Source organism: Kineosporia sp. NBRC 101731 (assembly GCF_030269305.1).
Lineage (GTDB): Bacteria > Actinomycetota > Actinomycetes > Actinomycetales > Kineosporiaceae > Kineosporia.
Genome location: NZ_BSTC01000003.1, coordinates 69,396 through 84,813, shown reverse-complemented (window position 1 = coordinate 84,813; position 15,418 = coordinate 69,396). Strand labels below are relative to the sequence as shown.

13 protein-coding genes and 1 pseudogene are annotated in these 15,418 nt (G+C 68.8%); 5 read left to right on the top strand and 9 right to left on the bottom strand.

What is annotated here, in order from left to right:
- The first annotated feature begins 43 nt into the window (after window positions 1-43).
- The 3 genes from QSK05_RS10700 to QSK05_RS10690 all read left to right on the top strand — a co-directional run bounded on the left by QSK05_RS10700 (window position 44) and on the right by QSK05_RS10690 (window position 4,041).
- Entirely contained in the window at window positions 44-916 is an 873-nt protein-coding gene (locus QSK05_RS10700; RefSeq protein WP_285596663.1) for a hypothetical protein, read from the top strand.
- Window positions 917-1,483: 567 nt separating this feature from the next.
- Window positions 1,484-2,719 carry a DUF3500 domain-containing protein gene (locus QSK05_RS10695; RefSeq protein WP_285596662.1) on the top strand — a complete coding sequence of 412 codons (1,236 nt, stop codon included), beginning with the start codon at window positions 1,484-1,486 and terminating at the stop codon, window positions 2,717-2,719.
- Window positions 2,719-4,041, top strand: a complete 1,323-nt coding sequence (locus QSK05_RS10690) for a HupE/UreJ family protein (RefSeq protein ID WP_285596661.1) — start codon at window positions 2,719-2,721, stop codon at window positions 4,039-4,041. Before QSK05_RS10695 ends, QSK05_RS10690 begins: the two co-directional genes overlap by 1 nt.
- Window positions 4,042-4,064: 23 nt before the next feature.
- Here the strand turns inward: QSK05_RS10690 and QSK05_RS10685 are convergent, their stop codons facing one another.
- Both QSK05_RS10685 and QSK05_RS10680 read right to left on the bottom strand, forming a co-directional pair.
- Window positions 4,065-5,423 carry an MFS transporter gene (locus QSK05_RS10685; protein ID WP_285596659.1) on the bottom strand — a complete coding sequence of 453 codons (1,359 nt, stop codon included), beginning with the start codon at window positions 5,421-5,423 and terminating at the stop codon, window positions 4,065-4,067.
- Window positions 5,420-5,860: a MarR family winged helix-turn-helix transcriptional regulator gene (locus QSK05_RS10680; RefSeq protein ID WP_352301023.1), complete on the bottom strand. Its 441-nt coding sequence runs from the start codon at window positions 5,858-5,860 to the stop codon at window positions 5,420-5,422. The genes QSK05_RS10685 and QSK05_RS10680 overlap by 4 nt, the downstream gene beginning before the upstream one ends.
- Before the next feature lie 141 nt (window positions 5,861-6,001).
- Here QSK05_RS10680 and QSK05_RS10675 point away from each other — a divergent pair, with 141 nt between their 5' ends.
- A complete protein-coding gene (locus QSK05_RS10675; protein WP_285596655.1) occupies window positions 6,002-7,222 on the top strand; it encodes an MFS transporter in 1,221 nt (406 codons plus the stop codon).
- Window positions 7,197-7,388, top strand: a pseudogene (locus QSK05_RS36290) (hypothetical protein); the annotation flags it as partial. The gene QSK05_RS10675 and the pseudogene QSK05_RS36290, both read left to right, overlap by 26 nt.
- 49 nt (window positions 7,389-7,437) lie before the next feature.
- Here QSK05_RS36290 and QSK05_RS10670 read toward each other — a convergent pair.
- From QSK05_RS10670 to QSK05_RS10640, 7 genes are all read right to left on the bottom strand, one after another.
- Window positions 7,438-7,926, bottom strand: a complete 489-nt coding sequence (locus QSK05_RS10670) for a peptidoglycan-binding domain-containing protein (protein ID WP_285596653.1) — start codon at window positions 7,924-7,926, stop codon at window positions 7,438-7,440.
- Window positions 7,927-8,035: 109 nt separating this feature from the next.
- Complete coding sequence (locus tag QSK05_RS10665; protein ID WP_285596651.1) at window positions 8,036-8,518, bottom strand: peptidoglycan-binding domain-containing protein; 483 nt, start codon at window positions 8,516-8,518, stop codon at window positions 8,036-8,038.
- Window positions 8,519-8,936: 418 nt separating this feature from the next.
- A complete protein-coding gene (locus QSK05_RS10660; RefSeq protein WP_285596649.1) occupies window positions 8,937-9,830 on the bottom strand; it encodes a class I SAM-dependent methyltransferase in 894 nt (297 codons plus the stop codon).
- 189 nt (window positions 9,831-10,019) lie between these two features.
- Window positions 10,020-10,487 (bottom strand): META domain-containing protein, encoded by a 468-nt coding sequence (locus tag QSK05_RS10655; protein WP_285596647.1) that lies wholly within the window; start codon window positions 10,485-10,487, stop codon window positions 10,020-10,022.
- Window positions 10,488-10,529: 42 nt separating this feature from the next.
- Window positions 10,530-11,165, bottom strand: coding sequence for a hypothetical protein (locus QSK05_RS10650; RefSeq protein WP_285596645.1), 636 nt, complete (start codon window positions 11,163-11,165; stop codon window positions 10,530-10,532).
- Between the two features lie 52 nt (window positions 11,166-11,217).
- Window positions 11,218-12,690, bottom strand: a complete 1,473-nt coding sequence (locus tag QSK05_RS10645) for a radical SAM protein (RefSeq protein WP_285596643.1) — start codon at window positions 12,688-12,690, stop codon at window positions 11,218-11,220.
- Window positions 12,690-15,386 carry a glycosyltransferase gene (locus tag QSK05_RS10640; RefSeq protein ID WP_285596641.1) on the bottom strand — a complete coding sequence of 899 codons (2,697 nt, stop codon included), beginning with the start codon at window positions 15,384-15,386 and terminating at the stop codon, window positions 12,690-12,692. Before QSK05_RS10640 ends, QSK05_RS10645 begins: the two co-directional genes overlap by 1 nt.
- Window positions 15,387-15,418 lie beyond the last annotated feature (32 nt).

Below are 15,418 nucleotides of genomic sequence, written 5' to 3'. Positions count from 1 at the left end.
CGGCCTTGACCGCGGTCACGACCGGCGCGCAGTGTGATCAGCGATGTATACCTTGTCCTCACCCACCGTGCTCGCCTCCGACGCGGCCGTGCACACCGGGGCCGTGCCGGTCCTGCGGGCGCTCAGCAGCGCGTTCCGGATCACCCACGACGGCGCCACGGCCCTGGCCCGAGCCTGGCTCGCCCGTGACCAGGACGCCACCGGCATCGCCTGGGGCATGGTCGAGCTTCTCGATCTGAATGCGCCCACGATGCCCGAGACGCTGCGCGCCGCCGGCTCGGCCCTGAAGAGTGGGGCCGCCGTCGGTGCCGACCACCTCGCCTCCGGCCGGTTCGGCAACGCCTCGCAGGTCGCGGCGCTGGTCGCGGCCGAGGCCACGGTCTGGCCCGACGCCCCGGTCGCCACCGTGCCGGGCCTGGGGGCCACACCCGCCGCCGCCGCGGCGGCGGCCGCCTCGGTCGCCGCCTACTGGGCGATCCCCGAGCTCGGTCTGGAGCACGTGCGGGCCCTGCGGGCCCCGTTCAGCCTCGTGGCCCTGGGCGGGAGCGGGGTGTTCGAGTCCGGCCCGGCGGTCTACGGCCCGCGCAGCGCGCCGGTGCTGGAGCTGATCGACCGGGTGCGCACCGGCGACCTCACCCCGGCACAGTTGTCGACGGTGAGCTGGCCCGCCGGGATCTGGTCGCGAGCCATGCACGAGGCCGCGTGGGCCTGCCTGCGCGAGGGACGCCTGCGGTTCCAGATGCGGGCCGTACTCGATGTGACGCTGGAGTTCGCGCTGGCCAACCCGGCGCTGACCCCCGTAGCGACGCGCGCCGGCCTGGCCGCTCTGCACGCGATGACCGTGCACCGGCTGGTCGGCGACGTGCTGGACGAGAAGCCGCTCGGGGAACTGGCACTCGCCGACCTCGGACTCTGACCCCTAACCGCTTCCCCGCATCGTCCACGGAAAAGTTGCCGTCGGCCACGAAACCACGCCCAGATCGAGAACCGACAGGTCTGCGATGTGTACACCTGGTACATCCGGTACCGGATGTACCAGGTGTACACATCGCATCAGTGGTCATGCCCTGGATTCCGGAGCAAGGTCCTGGGCCGTCCCGCTCGGCACCTGCGCGAGTCATCGGTAGCACGGCAGGCCCACCTCCATGGCGGTACCCGGTGAGCTCCTTCTTACCCAGCCGTAGAGGTCGGACGCGACCATCACCGTGGACGGTACGACCTGATCCCAGTTCGGCGACGGGCAGCAGGCGATCGCGGTTCGCCCGGCCCGGGCCGTCTGACGGGAACCCATTGGTCGCGCCGACAGCCGTCGCGTGAGTCTGCCCGTGGTGCCGTATTCGTCCAACCCCTATTCCCGACAACGTCTTCCACAGCCCGGAAGCGACCTCTCGGCCCCCGGCGAAGACATCGCGCGTCCCGGGTTACCGGCCGGGAATCCTCTACCGTCGGATCACATCCGCACGAGAGGCCCGGGGGCCCTTCAGTGAACACAAAAATATCTCCACACCGGCTGTTCTCGCGAAGCCTGCCGGGCGTCGCGATCGCCGCGGGCGTCCTGCTGACCGCGGCGTGCGGTGGCTCGAGCTCCAGCACCTCGAGTTCCTCCAGCAGCGCATCGACCACGACGGCAACCGTCACCCAGCACGACGTCGCCTCCGTTGTCACTGCCGCACAGGCCTTCTCGAATTCGCTGAGTGACGACCAGAAGGCCACGGCCATCCTGGAGATGACGGCCCAGAATGCGCAGGCCTGGTCGAACCTGCCCTGTGGCCAGAGCTGCCGCGGAGGTGTCGCGTTCTCCGACCTCGAGGACAACCAGCTTGCTCTGGCGAAGACCCTGTTACAGACGGCGCTCGGCAGCGGCGACACCGGTTACGCGCGGGCCGAGGACCTGTGGGCGGCCGACGACCAGCTGAACTCGCTGCAGGCCAGCGGCGAGGGTGGCGGCCCGGGCAGCAGCGGCAGCAGTGCCCAGGCGAGCGGCGGCACGATGCCGACCGACATGCCGTCCGGCGGGACCATGCCCTCCGGTAGCGCCGGCGGCGGAGGAGGAGGTGGGCAGGGTGGTTACGGTGCCGGTCTCTACGACCTGGCCCTGCTCGGCACGCCCAGCACCGACGGCACCTGGATGCTGCACTTCGGCGGCCACCACCTGGGCGTGAACTTCACCTACAAGGACGGTGAGGTGTCCGGTGCCAGCCCGTACTTCGTCGGGATCGAGCCGACCACCTGGACCGCGGACGACGGCACCGAGTACGCCCCGCTGGAGGCCATGCAGAAGTCCGTCGCAGCGCTGGGTACCAGCCTGACCACGGCGCAGATGAAGACGGCGAAGCTCGACCAGGCGTTCAGTGACGTGCTGCTCGGGCCGGGCGAGGACGGCAACTTCCCGGGCGCCAAGCAGGGCATAGCGGTGAGCAAGCTCAGTGACGATCAGAAGGAACTCGTGCTGACGGCGATGAGGCAGTGGGTGGGCATCGCCGACGACGACACCGCCACGGCCATGATGAAGACGTACGAGGACGAGCTGGACCAGACCTACGTCGGTTGGTCAGGCGGCCTGGAGATGACCGCACACGCGAACTACCTGCGCATCGACGGGCCGAGTGTGTGGATCGAGTTCGTCTGCCAGAACGGCGTCGTGATCTCGAACAAGATTCACTACCACACGATCTGGCGCGACCACACCCGTGACTACGGTGGCGAGTTCTCGTCCTGATGCCCGTCCTGAAGCGCGTTCTCGCCGTCGCCGGCCTGGGCCTCGTCACCCTCGTGGTGACGGGCGCCCCGTCGGCCTCGGCACACCCCATGCCCCACTCGATCGTGGCGCTCGACGTCGGTGAACACTCCATCACCGCGAACCTGCAGATCCCGGTGGACGACCTGTCGATCGCCAGTGGCATCGACCTGACCGGTGACAGCGCCGCATCCGCGATCGGCGAACGTGGGGACGACCTGAACGAGTACCTCATCGAACACCTGAGGCCGTACAGCGAAGATGGCGCCGCGTGGGCCGCCGCCGTCGGCCCGATCGCCCTGAGCCGGGCCGAGCAGACCGGCAGCGGCGCCTACCGGGAGATCACCGCCCAGGTCGTGCTCACTCCCCCGGCCGGGGAAAGTTTGCAGCAGTTCACGTTCCACCTCGACCCGGTGATCCATCAGGTGGTCACCCACACGATCCTGGTGACGGTGCGGGAGGGCGGCAGCATCCGGGAGATCGGCACCGTCCGCGTCGACACCAAGACCATGACGGTCTCACCGCTCGTCATTGATCTGGAGAATCATTCGGCCTGGACCGGTTTCGGCGACATGGTGCGTCTGGGCAGCCATCACATCCTGGAGGGCACCGACCATCTGCTCTTCCTGCTCGTGCTCCTGCTGCCCGCGCCGATGATGGCCTCGACCGGCCGCTGGGCCGGGTCGGCCGGGGCGAGGACCGCCCTGGGCCGCGTCACCCGGATCACGCTGGCCTTCACGATCGGGCACTCGGCCACACTGGCGATCAGTGCCCTCAACCGGGTCCAGATCCCTACCCGGCCGATCGAGGCTCTCATCGCCGTCAGCGTCCTGATCGGTGCGGCCCATGCCGTCCGTCCTCTCTTCCCGGGCCGGGAACCCCTGGTGGCAGCGGGCTTCGGTCTGATCCACGGGACGGCTTTCTCGTTCACTCTCGCCGGGATGAACCTGACCACCGGCCAGCTGATACTCAGCCTGCTGGGGTTCAACCTCGGCATCGAGGCGATGCAGCTGCTCGTCGTGGCCCTGGTCCTGCCCTCGCTGATCATGCTCAGCCGCTCCCCCTGGTATCGCCCGTTACGGACGATCGGCGCCGCGATCGCGGGCCTGGCGGCCGGCGGCTGGCTGCTCGACCGGATCGGCGTCGCGAATGCCGTCGCCAGGACGGCAGATCGGCTCGGAACCCAGGGCTGGTGGTTCATCACCGCCCTGGCCGTTCTCGCCGTGGCCTCGCGACTCTCCCGGCGACGATTCACCCCCGCAACCACCCACCGGGCAGCACCACGACAAGAAGTCGCCCCCTGACCGGGTTTCAAGATCGGGAGGCATCACCGGGATACCCTGCCGGTCCTGCCGCCGGCTGTGCGCCTCGCCCGGAGCGAGATGGCCCACGAGAGTGATGGTGGACGTCCGACCTGGCAGTCCATGTCGGACCACCTGGTCGACGCGATGGTGGGGTTGCTGGTCGTGCCGATCACCATCGCGTGAGTCTCACGTTCCGGCAGTTTTTTCCTTGTCGCGACCCGGGTTCCCGCAAGCCCGCCGAGCAGCATCCCCAGGCCACCCAGGGCCAGGGCCGGGACCTGCCCGTGATGCTGCATCGTCCAGCCCCCGATGGCCGTGCCGAGCGCTCCACCGGCCATCAGCGCGCTGGCCACCCAGGCCTGGGTCTCGGCCTGCTCCCCCGGCCCGGCCGCTTCCCCGGCCGCCCCGTAGACCGCCACGAAACTCGGCCCCAGACAAAGACCTACGGGAATGCACGACAGGTAGACCGTCCAGTCCGCGACCAACAGCAGGGCCGCCATCAGCAGCACGGCGCAGCCAATCATCGAGATCATGACGGCGGGCCGGGCCAGACGCCCGGACACCGCGGACGGCAGCCCTCCCACGACCAGTCCCCCGGTCACGCTGGCCACCGCCAGCAGGCTGAGCACGGCCCCGCCGGTGAGGGTGACCTCGTGGCCCGATCCGTGGGCAGCCAGCACGGTCTGCAAGAGGCTGACCCCGAAGAAGAACAGGCTCGCAACCAGCAGCACCCGGCGTGAGCGGGACCGGTGCAACGGCCCGGCCCAGTGACCGCGGGAGGGACGTTCGACCGTGATCCCGCGGGAGTTACGCAGGACGAGCGGCACGGCGACGACCAGAAGCACGGCGCAGGTCACGATGCCCGCGGCCGGTGCGATCAGCTGCCCGAGACCGACCACGACGACCGGCCCGATCATGAACCCGATATCGGCCAGCACCGCGTCGAGCGCCAGCGCCGTCGGGAGCAGCGCCCCCGATGCCCGGGCCCGCCAGATGACCCGGTTGACCACGCCCAGGGGCGGCACCACGATCGAGGCGCACAGCACGGTCGCGAACAGCACCGGCAGCGGAAAACCTTTCTCCAGGCCGATCATCAGCAGCGCCAGGAACCCCAGGTTCAGTCCGAGCAGCGGCCAGAGCACCCGGCCGTAGGGGAAGCGGTCGAGCAGCCGGCCCCGCACCGGTGTGGTCATGGTGCCCCAGCTCGCCCCGGACGCGATCAGGGCCGCCGCCCCGAACTCCAGGTGTCGCGAGAGCACCATCAGCAGACTCAGGCCATACATGCCGGGCTGCAACTTCCCGATCAGGGCGGGCAGGACCGATCGGCGCACCCCCAGCACCTGCAACAGGTCCCGGTACCGCCGGAGACCGCTCGTGATCACCGGGCCCGGGTCACCGTTGCCGCCAGCGACTCCAGCTCGGGAATCTCCGCAGCCTGGGCCAGGGTCTGCTGCAGCACCTGGTCATGGGTGGGGTGCGCGGCGTCGAGCAGCTCGCGACCGGCCGGGGTGAGCTCGGTGTAGATACCGCGCCGGTCGTCCGCACACAGGATGCGCGTCAGCAGGGCACGGTCTTCCAGGCGGTTGACCAGGCGTGTCGTGGCACTGCTCGAGAGCGCGGCGGCCCGGGCCAGCTGCTGCATGCGCATGTGCCAGCCGTCCTGACGGCCCAGGGCATCGAGCACGGTGAATTCGACCACCGAGAGCCCGTGCTCCCGTTGCAGCACCCGTTCCAGCTCGGCCTCGATCAATCCGTGCAGCGCGGCAAGCGTGCGCCAGCCCCGGGCCCGGATCTCGACCGCGTCGTCCGCAATCCCCACCGTGGGCACCTCCCGACTATCCGGCGGTCACTCTAACAGCTTGCGCCGATATCAAGCGCGTGCAACTATCTCACCTCGTTGCGTCCGCCGGTATTTGCAGACGCCCCCTATCGACTCTGTATCAACACGGGAAGGAACCTCATGCCCGTCGCGCTCTACGCGCTGGCACTCGGCGGATTCGGCATCGGCCTGACCGAGTTCGGCATCGCCGGACTGCTGCCGCAGGTGGCGGAAGACTTCGCCGTCTCTGAGACCACGGCCGGATACCTCATCTCCGGCTACGCCCTGTCCGTTGCTGTCGGAGGCATCCTCCTGACCGCGCTGCTCGGACGCGTCGACCGCAAGAAGGCCCTGCTCGGCCTCCTTCTACTCTTCATCCTCGGCAACGGGCTCTCGGCGGTCGCGGGAACGTACGGCCTGATGCTCGCCGGGCGCGTCGTCGCGGCACTGTGCCACGGCGCCTTCTTCGGCATCGGCTCGGTGGTGGCCGCCGACCTGGTGCCCCGTAACCGGTGGGCCGCAGCCATTTCCATCATGTTCGGCGGTCTGACCATCGCCAACGTGCTGGGCGTGCCGCTGGGCACCTTCCTGGGCCAGGCCGCCGGGTGGCGCGCGACCTTCTGGGCCATCACGGTGATCGGCGTCGTCGCTCTCGCCGGCATCCTGGCCCTGGTGCCCACCCACCCGGCGCCCTTGGCCCGGCGAAGCATCCTCGCCGAGTTCCGGATCTTCCGCAGCGGCCAGGTGTGGCTCTCGATGCTCGTCACCGTGCTCGGGTTCGGCGGCATGTTCGGCGGATTCACCTACATCGCCTACACCCTGACCGAGGTCAGCGGTTTCGGCGAGGGAGCGGTGCCCTGGCTGCTCATGCTCTTCGGCGTGGGCCTGTTCGCGGGCAACCTGCTCGGTGGCCGGGCCTCCGACCACGACCTGGGCCGCACCCTGGTGGTGACCCTGGCCGCCCTCACCGTGGTCCTCTCCCTGTTCGCCCTGACCGCCGGCTCGAAGACCGCCACGGTCATCGCCCTCGTCCTCATGGGTGGTTTCGGCTTCGCGACCGTGCCCGGCCTGCAGATGCGGATCATGAACTACGCCTCCGACGCCCCCACCCTCGCCTCGGGCGCCAACATCGCCGCCTTCAACCTGAGCAACGCCTTCGGCGCCGGGGCCGGCGGCCTCACCCTCGCCGCCGGCCTCGGCTACACCTCACCCCTGTGGGCCGGAGCCGGCATCACCCTGGCCGGCCTGATCGTGCTCCTCGTCGCCGCCCGGGTCCGTGGCGGCGAGTTCGCCTCTCAACCCCCCTCCCCCGACGGAGGCGCAGCTACGGTCATCGGTCAACCCGGTCCACATCCCGCGTGACCACCTGGCCGTGGAAGCCCTGACCTCTGCGACGGCCGGCGACCTCGGCCCGTTCGAGCGACTGCTGGAAACGGTCGAAGCCCCGTTGGACGGACGGCCCGGTCGGCAGCGGCACGCCCAGAGCGCACCAAAGGACTTCGTCAGGTACCGGACCTTCTGCGGCACACAAGCGTTCGGCCCGACCCTCCGAGGAGGCCGGGCCGAACGGGACGAGATCAGTCGCAGATGGACGAGCTCGTGTACGAGAACGTGGCGCCGGTGGTGATCGCGTAGTAGTAGCCGTTGCTCTGGCGGCCGAACTTGAGAGTGCCGCCGTTCTCCCCCTTGAAGGTGACGACGCCGCCGGACAGAGTCAGCCGGTCGTCGGCCTTGCCGAAGGTCAGCGGGCCGACCGAGCCGTCGTCATCGACACCGTGGTCGTTCTGCCACTTCTTGGTCGCGGCCGTGGTGTCCGACCCGAACCAGCAATCCGCATCGCTCGGCGTCAGGTAGCCGTCGGAGACGAGCACGGCCTGCCAGAGGAAAACTGCGTTGCTGTGGCTGCGGACCGACGCGGAGATCGTGCCCTCGTCACCCCAGTCGTCCGTGACCACCCCGGCTCCGGCGATGTAGCCCTGAGAAACTGACGCCTGTGCCGGTGATGCGGCACCGAACGTCCCCAGAGCCAGCGCCACGGCGGCGCTTCCGACGACCGTGCGGCGCATCCATGCGCCCGTATTGATCTTTCGCACTTTTCCCCACTGATCAGTGTCCCGGCTCCTCGGATGGAACCGGATCGGGTGAACGAGGTCAGCCGGTGGCTGAAGCACGGCGTCAGCCGCAGAGCGACGCGCTCGTGTAGGAGATCTTGACGCCGTATCCGATCGCGTACCAGTAGCCGTTGGCGTCCCTGGCGTATCCGCCCATCGTTGTCTTGGATCCGTTGTACTGAATGCTGTTGCTGCCGAGCACCCACTGCAGCCTGTCGTCGGCCCGTCCGAACGTCTCCGGGCCGACCGCGCCGTCGACCTCGACACCGTGGTCGCGCTGCCAACGCTCGGTGGCGGCCTTGGTGTTCGCACCGAACCAGCAGTCCACCTGACTCGAGCTGAGGTAGCCGTCCGAGGCGAGGACGGTCTGCCACAGGTAGACGACGTTGTTGTGGTTGCGGGTCGTCGAGGAGATGGTTCCCTCGTCGCCCCAGTCGTCGTTCACCGCACCGGATCCCATGACGTAACCCTGCGCCACCGATGCCTGGGCCGGTGATGCGATGCTGAACGCTGCTGCCGTCAGCGCCAATACGGCGCCGACAACCACTGCACGGCGCGTCCGTGCGCCCGTGCCGAATCTCTGCACAGATCCCCCCTGGGACGTATGAATCATCCATGATCATCAGTAAAAGAACAATAGGTGCCGCGATCTCGGTAGTCCAGGGTGATCCCGCGCTCAGGAGCGTCAAGGACTGGCGCGGTGGCCCGTAGACTCCGTTTCCAGCCCTCACCCGCCAAACCGGGCATGCACTCCTCGCGCACACGGCTGACCGACACCGTTCACCGAGGTGACAGGTCAGGTCGGGCGCCAGACGGCTCCGGGTGGCACGCCCGAGGGGTGGAGGGAAAGGACGCCGCGCCCGAGTAGCGCACGAGAATACCCATACCGCGAGGGGTTTTCAGAACAAACTGAGGCTGGAGCCCGTCCGGTCGGCCGGCGGTCCAGACCTGAACCCCGGAAAGGGTCAGGAAGCCCTGGCGGTGAGCAGGAAAGCGGGAGAAGACCAATACTCGCACAGCGGGCTGACCTGAACGTCGTTGTACCCGGCGGACTTCACCTGCTCCAGCCACTTCTCCTTGCTCTGTTCCCAGGTCACCCGGGTCGCCCCCGGCCGCAACTGACCGACCAGCACCGGCATGAGGAAGCCCTGGGCCACCAGCTCCCGGTCGGCGTCGTACTCCGCCAGCCCCTGCTCGTAGGTACGGGCCAGGAAGTCCAGGTGCCCGGCCGAACCGACGGCATGGTGGGGCACATCGAAATCCACCACCACGAGGACATCGAGATGGGGCCGCAGCTGGGCGAGCACGGCGGTCCGCTCCTCGTGCGGCAGGGTGTGCAGGGCGAAGGTCGACTGAGCCAGGGGCCAGTGACTTTCGGCGGGCAGAGACTCCAGGAATGTCTGAGCGGTTCCCGCCCAGGTCTGGGCCTCGATCGAGGGTGCAACGTCGGCCAGCATTTTCGTAGCGGCCGACAGAAGAGCCGCCGACGGTTCCACCAGGGTCAACCGTCCGGGTCGGTGTCCGGCCGCCTCGACCGCGGGTAGCACGGCCCGGCCGTTGCCGCAGCCGATGTCGAGCAGGGAGTCCGGCCGGAACTCTTCGTACAGGCCGGCCAGGCTGTTGCTGACAGCCTGGTAGAGGGGGACGTTGCCACCACCCTCGATGAAGGCCTCGAAACCGGCGGGAGACGCGTAGACGGCACCCTCCTGGGAGGATTCGAGGTACTGGGCCAGCGCCGCGCCGAGCAGACTTCCTTCCCGTGCCGTGCGCTGCGCCAGATTCCTTGCCGTCGAGGTGTCTCCGGCCGTCACGGCGACGAGAGCCTGGGCATTCAACTGCTGAGTTCCTCCGCTGACCATCATCGCATTATGGGCGCTGGCACCGGCCACCTCAACGGAGTGCGCGACTGCACCCCAGAATGAATCCGAAAAGGCAGAATTTGAGGGTTCGTTGGCCACCCCGGAAGAACGTGGGACAGGGCGCGGCCGCCCCCTGGCGGACTGCGTCGACCAGGCGGTCCGGTTCGCCGCGTCCCTGCCCCGGACGATCTAGCGGTCGACGTCCGAGACGCTGGGTGACGGACTGGCCTGGGGCTCGCGCAGGTACCGCCCCGTCGTCGTGCCGTTCGCGCTCAGCACGAGCATGCCGTTCTCGACGGCAGCCTTCGTGGAGGAGTGCAGCACGGTCGCGTTCGGCACGTTCGCACAGCCCATCCGGGTGGAGGGCCCCGGTTCACCCGCGCTGAAGGCGCCGTCGGCGGTGATCTCGTAGTCGCCCCCTTGGCCGTTGCAGCCGTCACTGCCGGTCCAGGTCCCGTCGTCCTTGAAAGTCACTGTGGCCTCGGGGAAGCTGTCGGCATCGAACCCGGGCGGTACGTAGGACGGGATGTCCCACGGGTACCAGGTCCCGAGAATCTCCCGATCGACGCCCGCATCCCGCGGAGTCACCACTTCTTCAGATCCGCAGCCGGCCAGGAGCACTGCCGCGAGCAGCGGCGCTGCCCAGGATTTCGTCATCACGCCCCTTGGACGTGAGCGGGTACCGGAAGGTTCCCCGCCTCAGCAGTGCACCGTCTCCCGGTGGGGCGCCGCGTTCTCCTCGCCGCCGTAGGTGATCGTGGCGATGTCGTCGTTCCAGGTGAGCGTGTAGTTCCCGTCGTCGAAGGGAAGCGTGCCGTCGTCACTGTCGTAGTGGCCCGATTCCAGTCCCAGACCGAGGTCGTTGACGGCGAAGAACGTGCCGGTGCCGGACGTGAGGTAGGTGGAGTACTGCGCGACGACCCGGCACGGCCCCTCCGGGCGGAGCCGGGCGAACTGCTTGCTGCCGATGTTGTTGCTCAGGAGGTGCCCCATGAACAGGGCGATCACCACGAAGAGCAGGGTCGCCACCATCACGATCGCCGTGGCCATCACCAGCAGCACGCTGACCGCGGAACCGACGCTGCCCGTGTCGTTCCGGGCCCGGGACGCGCGGGCTCCCGTCACCAGGGCGGCACCCAGCACCACGGCCGCGAGCAGCACGAAGACCACACTGACCGTCCACAGCGGAAGGATCAGGCCGCCCAGCACCACGACGCCGGGCAGGACCTTCAGGGAGAACACGATGGTCGCGGGTGCCAGTGCGGCACAGGCCAGAGCGGCCAGGCCCAGTAGCGGGGCCCGGCCGTTCCGGACGTCAGCCGTCGTCGAGGTCATACCTACAGATTAGGGACGTCGTGATCATCGGCATCTCGATGTCGGGCCCTGATCAGAATTCGGTGTTCATCACGGCTTCCACCAGCACTTCTCCCGCCGGGGTGAGTCGGACGGTGCCACCTGCCCGGTCGGTCACCAGCAGGCCGCGGCGTTCCAGACCCTCGAACCGCGCGCCCCAGGGCTCGTCGAACAACGAACGCCCGGCGAACCTCTCCTGGTGCACGTCGTCGCGCAGCGGCTGCAGGGTGGAGAGAGCCATCTTGATCGCCCGGGACTGCGTGGCCAGATCCCCGAAACGGGTCGCCGAGGTGAGAGGCAACTGACCGGCGTCCACCATCTTCATGTACTGCACGGCATTCACCTCGGTCATCGCCTCGGACCGGCGGCAGCTCGAACTGCCGCCCAGGCCGATCGCGACCTCGGCGTCCTGCCGGTCCTGGTCGACCATGATCGCCTTCCAGGTCTCCGGCGGCTTGTCGGCGCGGTGGAAGTACATCGTCGGGTGCTCGCCGTAGCCCTCGCGGGTCAGTCCACCGGCCAGCACCTCTCGCATCTGGTACTGCTCTCCCAGACTGGGCCAGTGGTGCCCGGACTCGGTCAGGCGGGCGCGGTACTCGGGGAACTGCCAGGCCGCCGGCCGGTCACCGGCCACGCCGGTGCGGGTGTCGGTGTACGAGCGCAGGTGCAGCTTGGTGCAGACCACGCCCGGCACATCGTGTTTCAGCACCTGATCCAGGTCGCGCACGACGCTGTCGACGGTCTGGTCGAGCAGCCCGTACATCAGGTCGATCGTGGTCCAGTCGAACCCCAGACGCTGTGTGCTGTCGAGGAAGTCGTGGCACTCGGCCTCGGTGTGCTCCCGTCCGCTGAGTTGCAGCACGTGGTCGTCGAACGACTGCACCCCCGACGACACCTTGTCGCAGCCCAGTTCCTGCAGCCGGGCCAGCAGCGGTTCGGTCAGTGTGGTCGGGTCGCCCTCGAACCGGATCGTCGTGTCCGGGCCGAAACCGAAGTTCTCCCGGTAGAAGTCCAGCAGGCGCGACACCGCGTCCAGACCCATCAGCGAGGGGGTGCCACCGAAGACGTTGAATTCCCCCACCGGCGCCTCCCGCAGCCGGGGCACCCGGTCCAGCCAGAGCTGCGCCTCGCGGATGTTCAGGTCGACCCAGCGGTCGACCTTGTCCCGCACCACGCCCTCGGGCCCCTTGACGATGACGACCGGGTACTGACAGAACCGGCACCGGTAGCTGCAGGTCGGGATGTACGACCAGAGATGAATGGGCCGTGTGCTCGCCAGTTGCGCGTTGAGATCATCAAGAAAGGACGTCGGGGAGACATCGGGGATGTCTCCCGGGAACACGTGGGCACCGAACGGGTCGTTGGCAACGTACTCCAGCAGGCCCGCGTTCTCCGGCCGCTCGAGAACGTCCAGAACGAACGGACGCGGGTGGCCGGGGTCGATCGCGGCCAGGGACTCCAGGGCCTGGGTCCGCCGGAAAACGGGTTTCACCGAAACATCAGGCATCAGAAAACTCCTCCGTTGCCGAAGTAGTCGTGCGCCTCGCCGGACTCACGGTCTTCGCAGTAATGACGCACGAACTCGCGGAACCGCTCCTCGTCGCCGGTGTCGCGGATCTCCTGGAGGCAGTCGGGCAGGGGCGGCGGATAACCGATGTCGGGGCCCACCTTCGCGCGCAGCCGGGCGAAGAGCTCCTCGGCGAACTCGAAGTACAGCCGGAAGCACGGGGTCTTGTACGAATGGATCGGGGCGTAGCTGAGCAGATGGGTCTGCGCGGTGATCTGCGGGATGCGCGCGGCCATCCGCCGGGCCAGATCGGGTGAGAGCAGGTCGATCACACCCTCGTCGTCCAGCAGCGACGGAGTGAGCACCGCGGCCAGGATCATGTTCTTGGGCATGAAGTCCTTGATCGAGAACTCCCACGCCTGAACCGCTTCCGCTTCGGTCAGGTCCCTTCCCCCGGGCCTCGTCGACGCCGGGGGCCGAATGTCGCGCATCGTGATGATGCCGCCCGAACCGTACGCCCGCCCGGCCACCACCTCGTCGATCGCGTGATCGACCCTGCGGGGGTTGATCTCGACGCGCGACGTGGGCACGTAGACGATGTCCTCACCGGTCGCGCGCACCAGGATGCCGAAGTCCCAGTCGTCGGACAGATGGCTGACGAACCGCCCACCCTCCAGCTGGTACGACAGCTCGATCCCGCCCACGCGCTGGTAGGAACGCCGATCGACCGCGAATCCCTTGCCGTCGGGGAAGCCCCCGAACCGTTCCCAGGCCACCCGGCGGCTGCGGATCGTACGGTCGATCGCCTCCCACAACAGCGGCCGGCCCTCGAAGTGCGCCGCGTCGTAATAGTAGTCACACACGCCGATCGCGGCCTTGTCGCCGTCCATGGCGTTCAGCAGCTCGTACAGCCAGTCCGGCGCCACCCGGCAGTCGGCATCGGCCGAGACCAGGTAGAACCGCTCGTTCGTGTCGTCACCGTCCCGCAACTGGGCCCGTTCGGCGGCCACGCCCATCCCGGTGCGACGGGCACACGAGACCCCTTGCTCGCTCTCACCGATCACGGACAGCCGCAGGCCCTCGTGCTGGGCCGCCAGCTCCCGGGCGAGGACGACGGTGTCGTCGTGGGAGTTGTTGTCCACCAGGAGCACGTCGAACAGTGAACGGTCCAGGGGCCCGTCCGGCCCCCGCTGCCCGGCCAGGGACCCGATCACTGCGGGCAGATTGGCGGCCTCGTCCCGCACCGGGATCACCACTGTCATGCGGGTGCCGGCGGCCAGGGGCGCCACCGCGGCGTACCCGGCCGGGCTGTAGACGTCGGGACCGGACTCCATGGCCACCGGCGAGCGGGTGGTGAGCAGATCGTCCACCATTTCGGCAGCCCGACTGTGGGCGAAGTACCGCTCGCCGCGGGCCCGGTTGTGGGCCGCGACCCGGCCGCGCAGCAGGGGGTTGGTCAGGAGCTCGGCGACATCGGCGACGAACTCCTCGGTCAGCGGGGCCTCGTCCTGCCCGGACACCTCGAGCACCGGAGCATGCAGCCCCTTGCGGCCATAGACGGTGTCGTAGAGCGCGTACCGGGTGGTCAGGTAGGGCACCCCCGAGGCCACGGCCTCACCGATCGGGTTGCCGTAGCTCTCGTAGTCGTACGAGGTCAGGAACGACATCACGTCGGCCTCGGCCAGCAGGTCGGCCACCGAGAAGCCCGGTCCGGCCGCGCCCAGGTCACGGGCCGCGAGCCGACCGCCGAAGATCACCCGGTCCGCGACCCCCAGCCGCTGCGCCTGTTCCTGCAGGGCGGCCACGGTCGGCGGGTGTTCGGTGGGGTCACCGGCCAGGAACAGGTACACCGGCCGGTCGGGCAGGCGCCCGGCCAGCCGGGCGATCAGGTCGATCTCGCGGTCGGCGCGCTTCTGCGGGATCAGACGGGTGCAGCGGGCGAGGAGGGCGGCCTCGGCCGGGATGCCGTACTCCTCGCGCAGGCCGAACGCGGTGGTGACGCGGTCGAAGTCGAAGGTGTTGGGCAGCACCCGCAGGTCGCGCAGGCCAGGGACCCAGGCGAGGGTGCGGCGACGGGCCTCCTCGTGCAGGGCGAGGTAGCGGATCCAGGGCGAGTTCCGGGGCCGGGGCGTCAGCGGGTAGGGCGCGGTGCCGTACTTGCCCGACGAGGGCTCGCTGTTCCACATCAGGTCGTGGTCGCGCCACAGCACGAAGGGCCGATCCCCCAGCTGTGGGCCGTACCGCTCGATCGCCCGGTAGAGCGCCTGCGTGTAGGCGATGTTCTCGGGGAGCGTCCCGTTCTCCACCAGCACCGCGGTGACCCCGTGCCGGTGCCAGGTCTTCTCGATACGCCGGGCCAGGGCCTCGACGACCACGTCGAAACAGGCCGCCGTCGATGACGGTGGGGTGCCGTGCCGCACGGCGTCGAGGGTGTCCCGGACGAAGCCGGGGGTGTACCAGGGAATCTCCTCGATCCCGTCGACGCGGGCCAGCTCCACCCAGGCGGGCAGGCCGTCGGCCTCGTCGGTGTAGGGGACGAAGAACCGGCCCTTGTCCTCCTTGATGTCGTACCCGATGTCGAGGAGCACCCGGTGACCCCGCTGCCGGAAGGCCTCGCCGAGTTTCAGCGACTCGACGACCACACCGGACAGCGGCGTACCGTCGAACGACACAATCCAGAGCACGGAATCAGGCATGCGGATCTCCCCAGGTCACATCATCGGGTCCC

What these genes read in the sequence shown, in the direction of transcription:
- QSK05_RS10645 (WP_285596643.1), bottom strand. Translation starts at nt 12,690, where the DNA reads ATGCCTGATGTTTCGGTGAAACCCGTTTTCCGGCGGACCCAGGCCCTG.
- QSK05_RS10650 (WP_285596645.1), bottom strand. Translation starts at nt 11,165, where the DNA reads ATGACCTCGACGACGGCTGACGTCCGGAACGGCCGGGCCCCGCTACTG.
- QSK05_RS10660 (WP_285596649.1), bottom strand. Translation starts at nt 9,830, where the DNA reads ATGGTCAGCGGAGGAACTCAGCAGTTGAATGCCCAGGCTCTCGTCGCC.
- QSK05_RS10700 (WP_285596663.1), top strand. Translation starts at nt 44, where the DNA reads ATGTATACCTTGTCCTCACCCACCGTGCTCGCCTCCGACGCGGCCGTG.
- QSK05_RS10640 (WP_285596641.1), bottom strand. Translation starts at nt 15,386, where the DNA reads ATGCCTGATTCCGTGCTCTGGATTGTGTCGTTCGACGGTACGCCGCTG.
- QSK05_RS10690 (WP_285596661.1), top strand. Translation starts at nt 2,719, where the DNA reads ATGCCCGTCCTGAAGCGCGTTCTCGCCGTCGCCGGCCTGGGCCTCGTC.
- QSK05_RS10670 (WP_285596653.1), bottom strand. Translation starts at nt 7,926, where the DNA reads ATGCGCCGCACGGTCGTCGGAAGCGCCGCCGTGGCGCTGGCTCTGGGG.
- QSK05_RS10675 (WP_285596655.1), top strand. Translation starts at nt 6,002, where the DNA reads ATGCCCGTCGCGCTCTACGCGCTGGCACTCGGCGGATTCGGCATCGGC.
- QSK05_RS10655 (WP_285596647.1), bottom strand. Translation starts at nt 10,487, where the DNA reads ATGACGAAATCCTGGGCAGCGCCGCTGCTCGCGGCAGTGCTCCTGGCC.